Genomic DNA, 17,491 nt, shown 5'->3' with positions numbered 1-17,491 from the left:
TGGGCGACAGCGCTGCGGGTCTGGCCATTTTGCAGGATCGCCTGCAGGTCGAGGACGACGAACGGCGACGCTACCTGGTGCAACGTCATCTGCGACCTCAGCCGCGTATCCTGCAAGGGCAGGCGCTACGTGGTCTGGCGCATTCCGCCATCGATCTGTCCGACGGTCTGGCTTCCGATCTCCGCCATATCCTTACCGCCAGCGAATGCGGCGCACATATCAATCTGGATATGCTGCCGTACTCCGAAGCGCTGCAGCAGTCGGTGGATGCCGATTGCGTCAGGCGTTGGGCATTGGGCGGGGGAGAGGACTATGAGCTTTGCTTCACCGTGCCGGAGCTCAATCGCGGCGCGTTGGATCTGGCGCTTAGCCACCTGGGCGTGCGCTATACCTGCATCGGACAGATGTGTCCGGCGGCCGAAGGGCTGCGCTTCTTCCAACACGACGAACCCGTCGATATCGACCTCAAAGGCTATGACCACTTTGGTGAGTGAAAATAAAGGCTCGCGTGAGGCGAAACGTCGCCTGCGAATGCTGAATCCGTGGCATTTTCTGGCGACCGGGCTGGGCAGTGGATTATCTCCCTGGATGCCGGGAACGGTAGGATCGCTGGCGGCAATTCCGCTGTGGTACCTGATGATTTTGTTGCCCTGGCAGCTGTACTCGCTGTTGGTCATGCTCAGCATTGGTATCGGCGTGTACCTCTGTCAGCGTACCGCGAAAGATATGGGCGTTCACGATCACGGCAGTATCGTGTGGGATGAATTTGTCGGGATGTGGATTACGCTGATGGCGCTGCCCTCCATGCATTGGGGTTGGGTCGCGGCCGGTTTTGTGCTGTTTCGTCTTCTTGATATCTGGAAGCCGTGGCCCATTCGCTGGTTCGACCGTAACGTCCATGGCGGTATGGGGATCATGGTGGATGATGTGATTGCCGGTGTCGTCGCGGCGGCCATTATCTACCTGTTGGGCCACTCCCTGCCGTGGTAAACGTGCGCCACCGCTAGCGCACGTAGTTCATCTCGCTTTATCACTTCTTTTGCTGATTCCCCGCCTGACGCTGCTGCGTCGGCGGGGAATCAGCGCTTAGCCTGAGATCAGGCCAGCCAGTCCCGAATGCTTTTCTCAATACCTGCGGCATCCAGACCCAGATCGGCGCGGACTTCCTGCTGGGAACCCTGAGAAATAAACCGATCCGGCAGGCCAAGATTCAATACCGACACGGGGCGGCGATTCGCCATGACCCACTCGTTCACGCCGCTGCCTGCTCCTCCCATGACCGCATTCTCTTCCAGCGTCACCAGCGCGTCGTGGTTTGCCGTCAGCGTATCAAGCAGCTCGACGTCCAACGGTTTGACGAAACGCATATCTACCAGCGTCGCATTCAGCTTTTCTGCCGCCTCACGCGCTTCAGGCAGTAGTGTCCCGAAGTTCAGAATGGCCAGCTTCTCGCCTTCGCGACGCACAATGCCTTTGCCGATCGCAATCGACGCCAGCGGCGTCAGCTCGACGCCCACACCATTCCCGCGCGGATAGCGAACGGCCACCGGCCCATCTTGATAGTGATAGCCGGTATGCAGCATAAGGCGGCATTCATTCTCATCGCTCGGCGTCATGATCACCATATTGGGGATACAGCGCAGGAATGAGAGGTCGAATGCGCCCTGGTGCGTTGGCCCGTCGGCGCCCACGATGCCGCCGCGGTCGATCGCGAACAGGACCGGCAGCTTTTGAATAGCGACGTCGTGAATAACCTGATCGTAGGCCCGTTGCAAAAAGGTGGAGTAAATTGCGACGACCGGCTTGTAGCCGCCAATCGCCAAACCGGCGGCGAAGGTTACGGCATGCTGCTCGGCGATTGCCACGTCGAAATACTGTTTTGGATATTGACGGGAGAACTCGACCATACCCGAGCCTTCGCGCATGGCTGGCGTAACCGCCATCAGTTTGCTGTCGCCTGCGGCGGTTTCCAGCAGCCACTGGCCGAAGATTTTCGAGTAGGTTGGCAGTGCCTCTTTGTTCTTGGGAAGCATGCCGCTGGCCGGATCGAATTTAGGCACGGCGTGCCAGCTGATCGGGTCCTGTTCTGCGGGGGCATAGCCGCGGCCTTTCTTGGTCATGATATGCAGCAGCTGCGGCCCTTTGAGGCTCCGCATGTTTTTCAGCGTCTGCGCCAGCACGTTGACGTCGTGGCCGTCGATAGGGCCGATATAGTTGAAGCCCAGCTCCTCGAACAGCGTGCCGGGCACGACCATCGCCTTGAGATGTTCTTCGGTGCGGCGAACCAGCTCCTTGATGGGTGGCATGCCGGACAACACCTTTTTGCCGCCTTCGCGCAGCGTGGAGTAGAGCTTGCCGGACAGCAGCTGCGCCAGATGATTATTCAAGGCGCCGACGTTTTCGGAAATCGACATTTCATTGTCGTTGAGCACTACCAGAATATCCGGGTCGATATCGCCCGCATGGTTCATGGCTTCGAACGCCATCCCGGCGGTGATGGCGCCGTCGCCGATCACGCACACGGTACGCCGCCCCAGACCTTCACGGTCGGCGGCGACCGCCATGCCGATACCGGCGCTGATGGACGTAGAGGAGTGACCGACGCTCAGTACGTCGAACTCGCTCTCCTCACGCCAGGGGAAGGGGTGCAGGCCGCCTTTCTGCCGAATGGTCGCAATACGATCACGTCGTCCGGTCAGGATTTTGTGCGGATAGGCCTGATGGCCTACGTCCCAAATCACGTGATCAAACGGCGTGTTGTAGACGTAGTGCAGAGCCACCGTCAATTCCACCGTACCGAGACCGGAGGCAAAATGCCCGCTTGAACGGCTAACGCTGTCCAACAGGTATTGCCGAAGCTCATCGCACAGTTTCGGCAGACTTTCTTTGGGCAGCAGGCGCAGTTCGTCCGGGGTTTCCACCAGCGCCAGCGTAGGGTATTTCGCTATATCAAGGGTCATCGGATACTCATTAAGCGGTGTCTTATGTTGAAATTATTTATCGCGTTCAACGATGTAACTCGCCAGCGCCCGCAGCGGCGCAACGTCCAGCGCAAGGGAACTGACTTTGACCAGATCGTCCAGCGCCTCCAGTGAGTCCTGATAGAGACGCCGTGCCTTGTCTTTCGCCTCATCCAACCCCAATAGCCCCGGATAGGTACTTTTACCCAGTTGCTGATCGGCTCCCTGGCGTTTGCCGGTGGTGGCGCTGTCGCCGATGACATCCAGAATGTCATCCTGTACTTGAAAAGCTAATCCGATGGCGGCGGCGTAACGGTCGAGGCAGGGCAATGCCTGTCGTCCCGCTTCGCCTGCGGCCAGAGCGCCCATCCGTATGGCGGCCCGGATCAGCGCTCCGGTTTTATGACTGTGAATCAGTTGCAGCGCGGCTAAATCGACCTGATGCCCTTCGGCGACCAAGTCCAGCGACTGGCCGCCGCACATCCCTGCGACGCCGCTGGCCTGCGCCAGTTCGGACACCATCGCCAGGCGGTCGCGGTCGCTGACCTGCGGCATCGGCGCATCGGCCAGAATCGAAAATGCCAGCGTCTGCAATGCGTCTCCGGCCAGGATCGCGCTGGCTTCGCCGAAGCGAATATGGCAGGTCGGCTGCCCGCGACGCAGATCGTCGTTATCCATGGCAGGCAGGTCGTCATGAATCAATGAGTAGGCGTGTATGCACTCGACGGCCGCCGCTGGCGCATCCAAGCTTTCCAGCTTGAGGCCGAAAAGTTGTCCGGTCGTATAGACCAGAAACGGACGCAGCCGTTTACCCCCCAGTAATGCCCCATAGCTCATGGCCTCAACCAGAGGAGTATTCTGAAATGGCAGGTCGGCGATAAACCGGCTCAGCGTGGCGTCCGTGCGCTGATGGTGAGCACGCAGTTGCTCAAAGAATTCTGTCATGGCGTGACTACTCGTTGTCCGGGGTAAAAGGCGTCAGGGCCGCTTCGGGTTCATCGTTAAGCAGGATCTGCACGCGCTGCTCCGCCTGCTGCAGCTTCTGCTGGCCTTGACGCGCCAGCTGAATACCCTGTTCAAACGCCTGCAGCGCCTCTTCCAACGGTAGATCGCCCGACTCAAGGCGGGCGACGATGTGTTCCAGCTCGTTCAGCGAGCTTTCGAAACTGACGGGTGATTCGTTTTTTTTCGGCATAGTCGGTTTTGGGTCCTGTTCCTACGTATCGGCGCGCAAAAGGGAGGCCGTCGCTCGTCGTTCCGCATCATGCTTTTGTGCGGTTAAGACGCGCCGTATGCCGCAATTAAGTGATATACTCCGCGCCCTGGATGCTATTGGTAAGACCGCCGGAGCGACGTCGATATTACCAATAACGTGATTTTAGCCTTAGGGTAAAATTATTTACGCCTTTACGATCAAGTAACGACAGCCACCATGAAGTTTATCATTAAATTGTTCCCGGAAATCACCATCAAAAGCCAATCTGTGCGGTTGCGCTTTATCAAAATCCTCACAGGGAACATCCGAAACGTTTTAAAACAGTATGATGAAACGCTGGCGGTTGTCCGTCACTGGGATCATATCGAAGTTCGTGCTCAAGACGAAAGCCGGCGCGTCATTATACGTGATGCCCTGACGCGTATCCCGGGGATTCACCACGTCCTCGAAGTGGAAGAGCACGACTATACCGATTTGCACAATATCTTCGAGCAAACGCTGGCCATGTACCGCGATCAGGTAGAAGGCAAAACCTTCTGCGTGCGCGTTAAACGGCGCGGCAAGCACGACTTCAGCTCTCAGGACGTTGAGCGCTACGTCGGCGGCGGCCTGAATCAGCATATCGAAAGCGCAAAGGTCAATCTGACGTCACCGCAAATGACCGTGCATCTGGAAATCGAGCAGGACCGTTTGCTGTTGATCAAAGGGCGCTATGAAGGCATCGGCGGCTACCCGATTGGTACGCAGGAGGATGTCCTGTCGTTGATTTCGGGCGGTTTCGACTCCGGCGTGTCCAGTTACATGCTGATGCGTCGCGGTTGCCGCGTTCACTACTGCTTCTTCAATCTGGGCGGTGCCGCGCATGAAATCGGCGTTAAACAGGTCGCCCACTATTTGTGGAACCGTTTTGGCAGCTCGCATCGTGTCCGCTTTGTCGCCATCGATTTTGAACCGGTGGTCGGCGAAATTCTTGAGAAAGTTGACGACGGTCAGATGGGCGTTGTACTGAAACGCATGATGGTGCGGGCGGCATCGAAAGTGGCCGAACGCTACGGCGTGCAGGCTCTGGTGACCGGCGAGGCGTTGGGACAGGTATCCAGCCAGACGCTCACCAACCTGCGGATGATCGACAACGCGACGGATACGTTGATTCTGCGTCCGCTGATCTCGCACGATAAAGAACACATCATCAACATGGCGCGCCAGCTGGGCACCGAAGACTTCGCCAAGACCATGCCGGAATATTGCGGCGTGATCTCGAAAAGCCCGACGGTGAAAGCGGTGAAAGCCAAAATCGAGCACGAAGAGAGCCAGTTCGACTTCGATATTCTCGACCGCGTTGTGAGCGAAGCCCGCAATCTGGATATCCGTGAGATCGCCGAGCAGACCACGCAGGAAGTGGTGGAAGTCGAAACGGTGGACGCATTCGCCGCCAACGACATACTGCTGGATATTCGCTCTCCAGACGAACAGGACGATCGCCCGCTGTCGCTGGAACAGGTCGAAATCAAGTCGCTGCCGTTCTACAAACTGGCGACCCAGTTTGGCGATCTGGACCAGAGCAAAACCTATCTGCTCTACTGCGAACGCGGCGTGATGAGCCGTTTGCAGGCGCTTTATTTGCGCGAGCAGGGCTTTAATAACGTGAAGGTTTATCGACCGTGAATCCGGTTAAGCGATAAAAAAAAGGCGCCTCGGCGCCTTTTTTTGTGCATGCAATATCAATCCTGATAATTGTAGATGCCGGGCGGCAGCACCAGCTGAGCGGCAACGTCGGCCGCTTTGGCCTTGCCGACCAGCAGGTCAATCAGCTTCAGGGCGAAGTCGATGCTGGTGCCTGGTCCCTGGCTGGTCAGCAGGTTAACGCGTGGGTCGAACGCAACGCGTTTATCCAGCCATTTCTCTTCCGGAATGCGTGATTTCAGCCCCGGATAGCCGGTCATGTTTCCGACCGGGAAAAGCTGGTGATACTCCAGCACCACGGCAGGCGAGGCGCAGATCGCGGCGACGATGTTGCCCTCCAGATGCGTCTGGCGCAGGCGTTCAATCAGTAGCGGGCTGTCGCGAAAGCACTCGGCGCCTTCCAGTCCGCCCGGCAAGACCACCGCGTCAAAGGCGCGATCGGCTACGGCGACCAGCGGAACCTCCGCCAGAATACGTACACCGCGCGAACAGGTGATGTTTAGATCGCCATCGCTGGCAACGCTGGCGGTCGTCACCTGAATACCGGCTCTGACCAGCAGATCGATGGTGGTGACCGCTTCGATTTCCTCGCTACCAGGGGCCAGGCAAACCAGTACCGATGCGCTCATATTCACTCTCCTTTTTCTTAATCTGTTCGAACAGGCGGCGGTTCTCCGGCAGCGTTAAGCCGTGGGCTCGTCCGCGTTTCAGCAGGTATCCGGTGATGTAATCAATCTCAGTGTGCCGCTGCGCCACGATATCCTGCAGCATCGAAGAGGTATTGGCCGCCGTATTGTGGATAATCTGATGGATATAGATTAACAGGCTTTCGGTGGAGGTGTGCAGCCCCTCCCGGTCCATCACCTGCGCTATCTCCTGACACAGCGACGTCAGTTCCTGCGGACGAGACGCCAGCTCGCCGTTGGAGCAGCGGTATAGGGCGGTCAGCGGATTGATGACGCAGTTGGCGGCCAGCTTTAGCCAGCAGGTGGCGGTGATATTGTTGTGCCAGGCCACATCCGGCAGAGCCTGCTGCAGAATGTCCGCCAGCGAGCTCTGGTCGTCAATGCCGTTGACGCCGCCGATATTGACGCCGCCGATGTGGGTCGTGCCTGCGGCGATATGCGTGACAGCAGTGCGATCGCGTCGTGCGGCGTGAGTGGTAATGCCAGCCAGCACCGGCTGGGTTAACGTCGGCAGTTCCTCCAACGTCCCCATCCCGTTGTGCAACAGCAGGATCGTACAGTTCGGACGCAGACGCGGCAGCAAAGCGGAAACGGCGTCGGAAACCTGCCAGGCTTTCAACGTCACCAGTAACAGCTCGCTCTGCGCCAGATGATCGGGGTCGTTGGCGGTCAAATTCAGGTTGCAGTGTTCGCCGTTGAGCGTGATCACATTGACCGGACAGTAGGGGCGGGGGATGCGCAGCCAGCCTTGGACGTCGTGCCCTTGCTGATGAAGCGCTGCGAGCCAGAGTTGCCCGATGGCACCGCAGCCGAGGACGGTAATTTTCATGCCTCTCTCCCAGGGTAAAAATGAAAATGTGATCTGCATCACTTTATACATGATAAGCCATCGCCCATCGTTTTGTCCGCCGCATTCGCCGCCTGCGGATGGCGGTCTCTGTCATGCTCCGGCGACCATTTTGCTTATGACCGTCGAGCGGGTATCATGCTCGGCAGCCTTTTTGTGTCAGGAGATAAATCATGCCATCTTTCGATATTGTTTCGGAAATTGATATGCAGGAAGTCCGCAATGCGGTGGAGAATGCGTCACGCGAGCTGAGCACCCGCTGGGATTTCCGCAACGTGCCCGCCAGCTTTGATCTGAATGAAAAAGCGCAAACCATCAAGATGGCGAGCGAGTCAGATTTTCAGGTTAAGCAGCTGGTGGATATTCTGCGGGAGAAACTGGCTAAACGCGGTATCGAAGGGAGTGCGGTAGACGTGCCCGAAGAGCTTGAGCACAGCGGTAAAACCTACAGCGTGGAAGCCGGACTGAAGCAGGGGATTGAGACGGCCCAGGCGAAGAAGCTGGTCAAGCTGATCAAAGACAGCAAGCTGAAAGTGCAGGCGCAGATTCAGGGCGAGCAGGTACGTGTGACGGGTAAGTCTCGCGACGACCTGCAAAACGTGATCGCGCTGGTGCGCGGCGCGGATCTGGGGCAGCCTTTCCAGTTCAATAATTTCCGCGACTAAGCGGACTTCCCGACAGAAGCAAAAGGCCAGCAATGCTGGCCTTTCTCACTTTAAAGCGTCATCAGACGCGTATTGCCTCCCGCCGCTGCCGAATTGGTGCAGATCGCGCGTTCAATCAGCAGGCGTTCAAGCCGAATTGCGCTGTCACCGCTGCTCAACCCCTGCACGGATACGATAGGGCCGTGTCTGGCGGCCAGCTGGGTGCAGACGTTTTGCAGCGATACGGCGTTGCCGTGATGGATCACCGCGTCGAAAGGCTGTTCGTAAAGCGTAGCGACCGGCGTAATGTCGATGACCGCTTTCACGTCGGCGGGCAATTTTTCATAGAGCGCAATGTTCACGGAGGTGTCCGGCCACAGCATTTTGCCGCCCACGCTGGTGACGGCCGCCAGTTGGATCAGCAAGTCCTGTGGATTCAACGCTATCCCTAAAACACGTTCTCGAGGTAAAAGCCGATAGTCGTTGTCTTCGCCGGTCGGACCGGGAAGGGCGCTCACGGTATAGCCCGCGCTGTTTTCTTTGAACGTTTTGCAACATTGCAGCAGCTCGCTGTTTTGCTGCTGTTCCGCCCAGGCCTGCAGCGACGTATGGGCGCTAAAGGCGCCGGGCTTGGTCGGCAGGGCTTCCGGGCCGGCGACCGCGGTGTAGCGTAAGCCTTGCAGCGAGGCATCGGCAGGGCACTGGCTCAGCAGACGATACAGGTACAGCGGCCCGCCCGCCTTGGGACCGGTGCCGGAGAGTCCTTCGCCCCCGAAGGGCTGAACGCCGACGACGGCGCCCACCACATTGCGGTTGATATACACATTTCCCACGTCGATGCTTTCCGCCACTTTGTTGATGGTGCGGTCGATGCGAGAGTGAATGCCGAAGGTGAGACCATACCCCAATGTGTTGATTTTATTCACCAGCTCCGGCAACTGGCGGCTGTCATAGCGCAGCACGTGCAGCACCGGACCGAATACCTCTTTCTTCAAGTCTTCGATAGCGTTGATTTCGATAAGCGCAGGGGTGATGAAGTATCCCTGAGCGTCGTCTGTGACGTCGCGCATCGCGGTGTGGCTGGCCTGAAAGACGGGAAAACCTTTATCGCGCATCGCGCTGATGTGCGCACGGATGGCGCCCATCGCTTCTTCATCAATGACCGGGCCGATATCCGTTGAGAGCTGTTCAGGATTACCCATCTGATATTCGACCATGGTGCCGCGCAAGGCTTCGAGCAGCGGCTCGGCGACGTCATTCTGGATACACAACAATCTTAAGGCGGAGCAGCGCTGACCGGCGCTATCAAACGCGGAAGTCATACAGTCGATGATGACCTGTTCCGGTAATGCGGACGAGTCAACGATCATGGCATTGATGCCGCCGGTTTCCGCAATGAGGGGGATCGGGCGCCCGGCTTCATCCAGACGTCCCGCAATCTGTTGGTTGATTGACAGGGCGACGGCGGTAGAACCGGTGAACATGATCCCTTTGACCTTCTCGTCGGCGATCAGCGGCTCTCCGACGGTTTCGCCGCGTCCCGGCAGCATCTGCAAGACGTCGTTTGGAATACCGGCTTCGTGCAGGATGTTCACGGCGAGATAGGCGATCAGCGGCGTTTGCTCGGCTGGTTTGGCAATCACCGTATTACCGGTCGCCAGCGCAGCGGCTATCTGACCGGTAAAAATGGCCAGAGGGAAGTTCCAGGGGCTGATGCAAACGACGACGCCCAACGGTACGTGGCTGTCATTATCGAATGTCTGCTGAACCTGCAGGGCGTAATAGTTGAGAAAATCCACCGCTTCTCGCACTTCGGCGATGGCATTGCTGTAGGTTTTTCCCGCCTCTCTGACCAACACGCCGATGAGTTCTCCGATGCGTTGCTCCATCAATTCGGCGGCGCGGATCAATTTTTCCGCGCGGATCGACGGAGAAACGGCGGCCCACTGGCGTGTCGCCTGTTGCGCGGCCTCGAGAGCATGGGACACATCGGTGGGGGTGGCTTCGCAGACGGTGCCCACGACATCGCGCGGATCAGCCGGATTGATGATATCGATTGGCGAGGCGAGCGGAGATCCTGTCGCCGTGATGGGCTGCGCGCTAATTTTTGCTCGTGAGCTGTGCGTCAGGGTCTCGGACAGCTCATGCAGACAGGCTTCGTTATACAGGTTTAGTCCCCGCGCGTTCTCACGATCCGCGCCGTAGATATCTCGCGGCAACGGAATGCGGGGGTGGGGCAATCCGAGCTGGTGCTCTGTTTTCGCCAGCGCGGCGACGGTATTGACGGGGCTGGCGATCAGGCTATCGAGCGAAACCTCCGGGTCGGCTATCTGATTCACGAAGGAGCTGTTGGAGCCGTTTTCCAGCAACCGGCGGACCAGATAGGGCAACAGGGTTTCGTGAGAGCCCACCGGGGCGTAGATGCGGCAGGGACGATTCAGGCGTTCCGCGCCGACCACTTCCCGGTAGAGAGGAACGCCCATGCCGTGGAGGCACTGAAACTCGTACTGATGCGGGGTAAAGGTTTCCCCCGCCAGATAAAAGATGGCGGCCAGCGAGTGCGCGTTGTGTGTGGCGAACTGGGGGTAAAACAGGTCCGGCTCGGACAAGAGGGCGTTCGCGCAGGCCAGATAGGAGACATCGGAGTAGACCTTGCGCGTAAACACCGGATACGCGCCAAGCCCGGCGACCTGCGCGCGTTTGATCTCACTGTCCCAGTAAGCGCCTTTGACCAGACGCACCCGCAGGCGGCGGTGGGTTTGGCGAGCCAGATCTTTCAGATAGCCGATCACGCTGTAGCAACGCTTTTGGTAGGCCTGAACCACAAAACCGATGCCGTTCCACGATTGCAATTCTGGCTCCTGACACAGCCGGGCCAGCAGATCCAGCGAGACGTCCAACCGGTCGGCTTCCTCGGCATCAATGGTAATCGCGACGTCATAGGATTTGGCGAGCAGCACCAGCGACTTCAGCGTCGGGTACAGTTCGCTGAACAGCCGTTCATACTGGTGCAGCGTATAGCGGGGATGCAGCGCCGACAGCTTGAGTGAAAACTCCGTACCGTTATAAATCCCTTTTCCCTTACTGTGTTTGCCGATGGCGTGCAGCGCCTCCTGACAGCGTTGAACGTAGTTGTCGGCGTCCTTCTGGGTCAGTGCCGCTTCGCCCAGCATGTCAAAAGTGTAGGTGAACCCGGTTTTTTCAATGCTTGTTATCGACTGCAACGCCCGCGAAATGGTTTCTCCGGTGACGAAGTGTTCGCTCATCACATGCATGGCGACGTCCATGGCTTTGCGGATCAGCGCGGAAGAGGCGGTCGCGATAATATTATTTACGCTGTGAGATAAGGCGTGTTTATCGCTGTAACTGACGACCGAACCGGTGACGAGCAGTCCCCACGTCGCTGCGTTGATAAACAGGGACGAGTTCTTGCCTAAATGAGATTTCCAGTTCTGACCCGAGAGTTTGTCGCGAATCAATAAGTCGCGGGTATCGTCATCAGGGATACGCAGCAGGGCTTCCGCCAGACACATCAGCGCCACGCCTTCCCGTGAGGACAGGGAGTACTCCTGCAACAAGTTTTGGATCATCGATTCGCGATCTTTACTGACTTTCTTTTTGCGTAACGTAGAGGCCAATGAATGGGCTAATTGGTGGATCTTGTGGTCGGTTTCGTCAGGTATGTCGAGGGTATCAAACAAAGAGGACACCACTTCCTGTTCAGGCTGGTCCCAGACCCGCGAGATGGCTTTTCTCTTGTCCTCTCTGGAGGTCCAATGCGTAGATAGCTCAGTGAACGGCGACACTTTTTCTCTGTCCATAACCTCATCTCTTACGATATCGATAGCCATAATAAACCTCACGTTACTTAATCTTAGTCTACGGCGGGAAAGCAGCCGCTACGGTGATTTCAGCCTGTCCATCGTTCATGCGTTACAGCGCGAGGGTCGTCAGCGCGCTCTTCTGATTGTGGAGAAATTTCACTAATCTTTCGTCCGTGGAATGCAGGATGTCATTGGGGCTACCGACAGCCAGAATTTCGCCTTCTTCCATAAAGACGATGCGGTCGGAGATTTTGAATGCGAAGGACATTTCGTGAGTCACGATCACCATCGTCATCCCCTCGTTAGCGAGATTTTCAATGACTTTCAGCACGTCGCCGACCAGTTCCGGGTCCAACGCCGAGGTCGGTTCGTCAAACAACATGATAGACGGCGTCATCGCCAGCGCTCGCGCGATGGCCACGCGCTGCTGCTGGCCGCCGGAAAGCTGGTGGGGGTACTTATGTGCGTGTTCTAGCAGCCCGACTTTTTTCAGCAGCGTGAGTCCCTGAGCCAAAATATCGTCTTTGGCGCCGGTGTGATGGTAGAGCGGCGCGAACATCACATTCTCCAGCGCGGTCATGTGCGGGAAGAGGTAAAACCCCTGGAAAACCATGCCGATCTTCTCAGCCTGCTGGTAATAGTGCTGCGTCGGCCTGCCGTTATCCGTGGGGTGAAGGAAAGGTTGGTCATCCAATAAAATTTTCCCGTCATCCAGCGACTCCAGACCGTTCATGGTGCGGATTAACGAGGTCTTGCCCGAGCCGGAAGGGCCGATGATGGCGATCACTTCGCCTTTTTTGATGGCGAGATTGATATTCTTCAGCACCGGCTTGTTGCCGTAGCGCTTGCAGATCCCCTCCAGCGCCAGAGTCACGCGGTGTTTGTCGCTGGCATATTTACGGGCGGGCTGTAACGCGGGCGCCGGCGGTTGCGCCTGCAGCAAGGCGAGTTCGTGAGCGCTTAACCCCCGAGCCTTCCGGCTGCCGGTGTCGAGCCATTTTTCCAGCGCGGTCACCAGACGATCGAAGACGGTCACGATGAAGATGTAGTAGCACGACACCGCGAGCAGTGTTTCGATAACCTTGAAGTTCTGGGTATACAGCCGCTGTCCTACCAGAAGAATTTCCCCGAGTGAGATGACGGAAACCAACGAGGTCAGTTTGACGATGACGATGAATTCATTCGCCAGCGCGGGAAGTGCGATGCGCATCGCCTGTGGAATGATGATGCGTTTTTGTATTCCGGCATAATTGATGTTGAGGGATTTTGCCGCTTCCAGCTGCCCCTTGTGTACGGACATCAGGCCGCCGCGGTAAATCTCAGCGATAAACGCGGATTCACACAGCACCATCGCGATCAGACCGGAAACAAACGGCGATGACAGGAGATCTGACGTGGACGTGAAAAACTGCGGCAGGTTATAGATCAGGATAATCAACACCAGCAGCGGCAGGCTTCTGAAAAACCAGATGTAGATTTTGGCGAGCGCCCGTAACGGCAGAAAATGGGATTGCTTCGCCAGCGCCAGAACGAGGCCAAGAACATTGCCGCCGACCCAGGAGGAGACGCTCAGCGCAATCACGACCAGCGTGGCTTGCCAGAAATCAGAATAAGAGAACAGCTCAAAGAAATAATGAGTATCAAAATCCATAGTTTATCCTGTGATGAAATTGACGCTGGCATCATCGGTAATGCATCTGGATTGCTCACCGGAATAACACGCATGATGAAAAGCGACGGCCGTGCTTTCTGTTCGCGATGATGTGACGACGGTGAATCGGTGACGTCCTGCTTGTCATGCCGACACGCGCCGCCAAACCCGGTCAGGACGCAATAGGAAGCCTGACTGACGATGCCCCTCTCCACACGCTCAACCCGCATCCGAGGGAGAAGGGATCGGGATGATGATTTATTGCAGCGTGCCGTTTAACGCCGCCTGTACTTCACTGGGGGAGTACGATTTCAGGTTGTATTTTTTCAGCAGCTGCTGGTATTCCGGAGATTTGATCACCGTCTGGACGGCGGTATTCAGGCTGCTGAATTTCTCTTCGTTGCCTTTCTTCACACCCAGCCCGATCAGAATGGGATAGACGATCCCGCTGCTGACCGTTAGCTTCTGGGTTTTGTTGGCGACGTCAAAAGCCACCGCCGCATCATCAAACTGAACGTCTACCGCGCGTGACAGTACGGCCTGGCTGGCTTCAGGCGCGGTGGGGAACTCGCGGATATCGATTGGTTTCAGCCCTTTATCCACGCACAGCGTTTTGGAGCCTTGCGACATCTTCAATACCCACGCCGCTCCGCTGATAGAACTGACTTTTTTACCGCACAGCATGCCGAGTTCGGTCGGCTGAAACGGATCGCCTTTTCTCGCGATCAGGACGCCGCCGGTTTTGACGTAGGGGATGAAGTCGATCTGTTTGGCGCGTTCCGGCGTGATGTAGAGCGAAGAGGCGATCACGTCAAATTTGCCCGTATTCAATCCCATAATCAGGTTGGCGAAGCGGGTATCGATAAACTCGGGTTTGGTTTTAAGTTCAGCGGCGACAAGCTGGATAAACTCGGCATCGAATCCTGCCGGTTGATGATTATCAAGATAATTGTATGGAGGATAGGTAAGGTCGGCACCGACTTTCAGCGGTGCGGAAAAAGCCGGGGCGGTCGCGACGGCACCGAGTAAGGCGCAGAAACCCAGTGCCTTTCTCAGGGTGAAAAAAGCGGAGTTGAGCGGTTTTTTCCCAATCATGATCATGTCCTTATTATGCGGTGAGCCAGTTTGCTGTATGGGGCAAGTCCTATTGACCAAGCATATACCATGCCATTTCCCCGTCATGCGGTTCGCTACGGCGCTTCGTCTGCGCCAGAGCTGACGAAGACCGACAGGACAGCGCCTGCCCTCCGGGATTGTTAAGAAAAAATAATCAATCTCTCTTCCGGCGATTTTCACGCTTTAACAGACAGGGCGACGCTGAAGCCGCGCCTATCTTTGCGGTATCGTGCAGGCGAGCGGTATAGGGGGAACGGGAAATGTTCAATCGTTGTGCGGTTGCACAAACGCGGTGCGGCGCGTGGTGCAACGGCGGCATCAGAAAAAGGTGTCTGAATTGACGGGTTTTTTAGCCTGACCAGAGAACGCCCCTCGCGCAACGGGGCGTCCTCTGGTCAGCAATGTATAGAAGGTTGCAGGATGAGTGCTGTCAATCCTGGGATATTACACTGACGCCGTATCGAGCCACTGCTCCAGCGTTTTTCGGTTGGTCTGCTTGGTGTCGATTTTGACATAGGCGCTCTGCTCGTGAGGCACAATGATGACCTCGGCGACGCCCGGCAGGCCGCGCATCTTTTGCTCGAGCTGATGGTCCTGCAGCGTGTGATCGGACAGCGTGAGCCGCAGACTGCTGAGATAGGGCGGTTCCTGCATGGTGAAGCTGAGTATCAGCCAGCCCAGCGCGATGACGGCCCCGGCGCTGAAGACGAGAGCCGCGCCGTGCAGGTCGAATAGCGCGCCGCCCAGACTGCCGCCAATCGCCACGCCGATAAACTGCGTGGTGGAGTAAACGCCCATGGCGGTGCCTTTGTACCCGGCTGGAGCTTCTTTACTGATGAGCGAAGGCAGGAGGGCCTCCATCACATTGAATCCCAGCAGAAACAGCTGAATGCCGATGATAATGCGCCACAGCTGGCTGCCCTCCGCGCTAAGTAATACCAGTTCGGCGGCGATCAGAATGACGATGCAGACGATAAAGACCTGTTTCATGCGGCGTTTCAGCTCGGCATAAATGACGAAAGGCACGACGGCGACGAACGAAATCAGCATCGTTGCCAGATACACTTTCCAGTGATCCTGCGGTGGGAGTCCCGCTTGCTCCATCGCCCGCGGCAGCGCCACGAAGCTGGACATCAACAGGATATGCAGGCACATGATGCCGACGTTCAGCTTCAGCAGTCGGCTGTTCGCCAGCACTTTTCTGACGCTGCCGCGCACAATCGCCGACTCGCGATTAAGCACATGCTGTGAGGCGTTCGGGATAAAGGCGAGCGTGATAACGATGGCGATAACGGAAAGGAGGGCGATCCCCCAGAACAGGGCATGCAGGCCCAGCGCGTGGGTGACGATAGGTCCGACCACCATCGCGATGGCGAAGGTGACCCCGAAGCTCACGCCGATAAACGCCATCGCTTTGGTGCGGTTCTGTTCACGCGTTAAATCTGACAGCAAGGCCATGACCGCCGCGGAGATGGCGCCGGAACCTTGTAGGGCGCGGCCGAGAATAATGCCCCAGATCGAGTCGCTGAGCGCGGCGATCACGCTACCGGCGGCGAACATCAGCAGGCCGCCGACGATGAGGGGTTTACGCCCGATGCGGTCCGACATGAGTCCGAAAGGAATTTGGAAGAGCGCCTGCATCAGACCGTAGATGCCGATAGCGACGCCGATCAGGAATTCGCTGGCGCCTTGCAACGCCATACCGTAAGTGGTCAACACCGGGAGGACCATGAACATGCCCAGCATGCGAAGTGAAAAGACCGTCCCCAGTCCCCACGTTGCCCGTAACTCGGCAGGCGTCATTCGGTTATCGTTCATCTATACCTCGGGTGTTTTTCTGGCGTTATTTTAGAGCCTCTGACGCACGCGCGTAAATGCGCGTTTTGTTACCTGATTTGGCGGAGTCGGGGAGAAATAAAAAAACAGACGGCAAGCCGTCTGTTTTTTGTCTGCACGCTGACATCCTTAGCGGAGGTAAGTCAGCATCGCTTCCTGAGCGGGCGTGATGGAGTCGATCGACATCATCACGCTCAGCGAGGTGATGGCGACAATCGAGAACACGAACAACTTCTTGGCCCAGACGCGATCGTCATTCAGGTTTTTGTACCCGGACAGCGCCATGCCCAGCCACCACAGGCTGACCGCCGCCGCAACCACCAGATATTTGTATCCAGCGTAGCCGCCCAGAGAGAGCATCAGCGTGGCAATCATAAACGCCAGAATGTACAGCGTAATATGATGCTTCGCGACGGAGATCCCTTTCACCACCGGCAGCACCGGGATATTGGCGGCCTGGTAGTCTTTGAAGCGGAAAATGGCGATAGCGTAGGAGTGGGGCATTTGCCACAGGCTGAAAATCAGCAGCAGGATCAGCGCGCCAGCGTCGAACTGGTTGCTGACGGCGCAGTAGCCGATGACCGGCGGGGCCGCGCCAGACAGGCTGCCGATCAGGGTGCCATAGACGGAATGGCGTTTCATATAGAGGCTGTAGACGCCGACGTACACGATAAAGCCCATCACCGCCAGCCACATTGCTAGCGGATTGGCGGCGATATACAGCAAGGCAAAGCCCGCAATACCCAGCAGCGCGGCATACGCCAACGTCACCTTCAGCGAAATCAGTCCTCGCACCAGAACGCGGTTTTTGGTTCTCTCCATTTTTTTGTCGATATCGCGGTCGATGACGTTGTTGAACACGCAACCGGAAGCCACGACCAGCGACACCCCGAAGAGCGTCGCGATAAACAGGGAATAATCAATGCTGCCGTTGGCCGCGAGTAAAAATCCCCCGATGACAGAAATCAGGTTGCCAAAAATAATGCCCGGCTTGGTGACCTGTAGGTATTGCTTAATCATCATTGTGA

General features: G+C 57.1%; 14 protein-coding genes. 4 read left to right on the top strand and 10 right to left on the bottom strand.

The features are described 5' to 3' along the window. A partial coding sequence (locus Q7O77_RS01245; protein ID WP_304162653.1) for an AIR synthase-related protein occupies nucleotides 1–494 on the top strand: 494 nt, incomplete at its 5' end. Continuing rightward, the gene (gene pgpA, locus Q7O77_RS01240; RefSeq protein WP_304162650.1) at nucleotides 475–990 is read left to right on the top strand and encodes a phosphatidylglycerophosphatase A; all 516 of its coding nucleotides are present in this window, start codon (nucleotides 475–477) and stop codon (nucleotides 988–990) included. The genes Q7O77_RS01245 and pgpA, both read left to right, overlap by 20 nt. A gap of 107 nt (nucleotides 991–1,097) precedes the next feature. Here pgpA and dxs read toward each other — a convergent pair whose 3' ends face one another. The 3 genes from dxs to xseB are packed head-to-tail and all read right to left on the bottom strand — an operon-like array spanning nucleotide 1,098 to nucleotide 4,155. Continuing rightward, a complete protein-coding gene (gene dxs / locus Q7O77_RS01235; RefSeq protein WP_304162647.1) occupies nucleotides 1,098–2,960 on the bottom strand; it encodes a 1-deoxy-D-xylulose-5-phosphate synthase in 1,863 nt (620 codons plus the stop codon). A gap of 33 nt (nucleotides 2,961–2,993) precedes the next feature. Continuing rightward, nucleotides 2,994–3,905, bottom strand: a complete 912-nt coding sequence (ispA, locus tag Q7O77_RS01230; protein WP_304162643.1) for a (2E,6E)-farnesyl diphosphate synthase — start codon at nucleotides 3,903–3,905, stop codon at nucleotides 2,994–2,996. Nucleotides 3,906–3,912: 7 nt separating this feature from the next. Further along, nucleotides 3,913–4,155, bottom strand: coding sequence for an exodeoxyribonuclease VII small subunit (xseB, locus tag Q7O77_RS01225; RefSeq protein ID WP_304162641.1), 243 nt, complete (start codon nucleotides 4,153–4,155; stop codon nucleotides 3,913–3,915). Nucleotides 4,156–4,392: 237 nt separating this feature from the next. Between xseB and thiI the strand changes: the two genes are divergently transcribed. Then, entirely contained in the window at nucleotides 4,393–5,841 is a 1,449-nt protein-coding gene (thiI, locus tag Q7O77_RS01220) for a tRNA uracil 4-sulfurtransferase ThiI (RefSeq protein WP_304162638.1), read from the top strand. 56 nt (nucleotides 5,842–5,897) lie between these two features. On the opposite strand, the gene yajL is transcribed toward thiI, so the two are convergent. Next, a complete protein-coding gene (yajL, locus tag Q7O77_RS01215) occupies nucleotides 5,898–6,488 on the bottom strand; it encodes a protein deglycase YajL (RefSeq protein WP_304162637.1) in 591 nt (196 codons plus the stop codon). Beyond that, nucleotides 6,451–7,374 carry a 2-dehydropantoate 2-reductase gene (gene panE, locus Q7O77_RS01210; protein WP_304162634.1) on the bottom strand — a complete coding sequence of 308 codons (924 nt, stop codon included), beginning with the start codon at nucleotides 7,372–7,374 and terminating at the stop codon, nucleotides 6,451–6,453. Before panE ends, yajL begins: the two co-directional genes overlap by 38 nt. Before the next feature lie 191 nt (nucleotides 7,375–7,565). Here panE and Q7O77_RS01205 point away from each other — a divergent pair, with 191 nt between their 5' ends. Beyond that, complete coding sequence (locus Q7O77_RS01205; protein WP_085651702.1) at nucleotides 7,566–8,057, top strand: YajQ family cyclic di-GMP-binding protein; 492 nt, start codon at nucleotides 7,566–7,568, stop codon at nucleotides 8,055–8,057. A 50-nt stretch (nucleotides 8,058–8,107) separates the two neighbouring features. On the opposite strand, the gene putA is transcribed toward Q7O77_RS01205, so the two are convergent. From putA to cyoE, 5 genes are all read right to left on the bottom strand, one after another. Next, nucleotides 8,108–11,887, bottom strand: coding sequence for a trifunctional transcriptional regulator/proline dehydrogenase/L-glutamate gamma-semialdehyde dehydrogenase (putA, locus tag Q7O77_RS01200; protein ID WP_304162629.1), 3,780 nt, complete (start codon nucleotides 11,885–11,887; stop codon nucleotides 8,108–8,110). Nucleotides 11,888–11,969: 82 nt separating this feature from the next. Next, nucleotides 11,970–13,511, bottom strand: coding sequence for an amino acid ABC transporter permease/ATP-binding protein (locus Q7O77_RS01195; RefSeq protein WP_304162625.1), 1,542 nt, complete (start codon nucleotides 13,509–13,511; stop codon nucleotides 11,970–11,972). A 258-nt stretch (nucleotides 13,512–13,769) separates the two neighbouring features. Beyond that, the gene (locus Q7O77_RS01190) at nucleotides 13,770–14,606 is read right to left on the bottom strand and encodes an ABC transporter substrate-binding protein (RefSeq protein WP_304162622.1); all 837 of its coding nucleotides are present in this window, start codon (nucleotides 14,604–14,606) and stop codon (nucleotides 13,770–13,772) included. Nucleotides 14,607–15,071: 465 nt separating this feature from the next. Continuing rightward, nucleotides 15,072–16,445: an MFS transporter gene (locus Q7O77_RS01185; RefSeq protein WP_304162619.1), complete on the bottom strand. Its 1,374-nt coding sequence runs from the start codon at nucleotides 16,443–16,445 to the stop codon at nucleotides 15,072–15,074. Nucleotides 16,446–16,592: 147 nt separating this feature from the next. Continuing rightward, the gene (gene cyoE / locus Q7O77_RS01180) at nucleotides 16,593–17,483 is read right to left on the bottom strand and encodes a heme o synthase (protein WP_304162657.1); all 891 of its coding nucleotides are present in this window, start codon (nucleotides 17,481–17,483) and stop codon (nucleotides 16,593–16,595) included. Nucleotides 17,484–17,491: the final 8 nt, after the last annotated feature.

The sequence above is a fragment of the Lonsdalea britannica genome, from assembly GCF_946477055.1.
GTDB classification, from domain to species: domain Bacteria; phylum Pseudomonadota; class Gammaproteobacteria; order Enterobacterales; family Enterobacteriaceae; genus Lonsdalea; species Lonsdalea britannica_A.
This window is presented reverse-complemented; position numbering and strand designations above follow the sequence as displayed.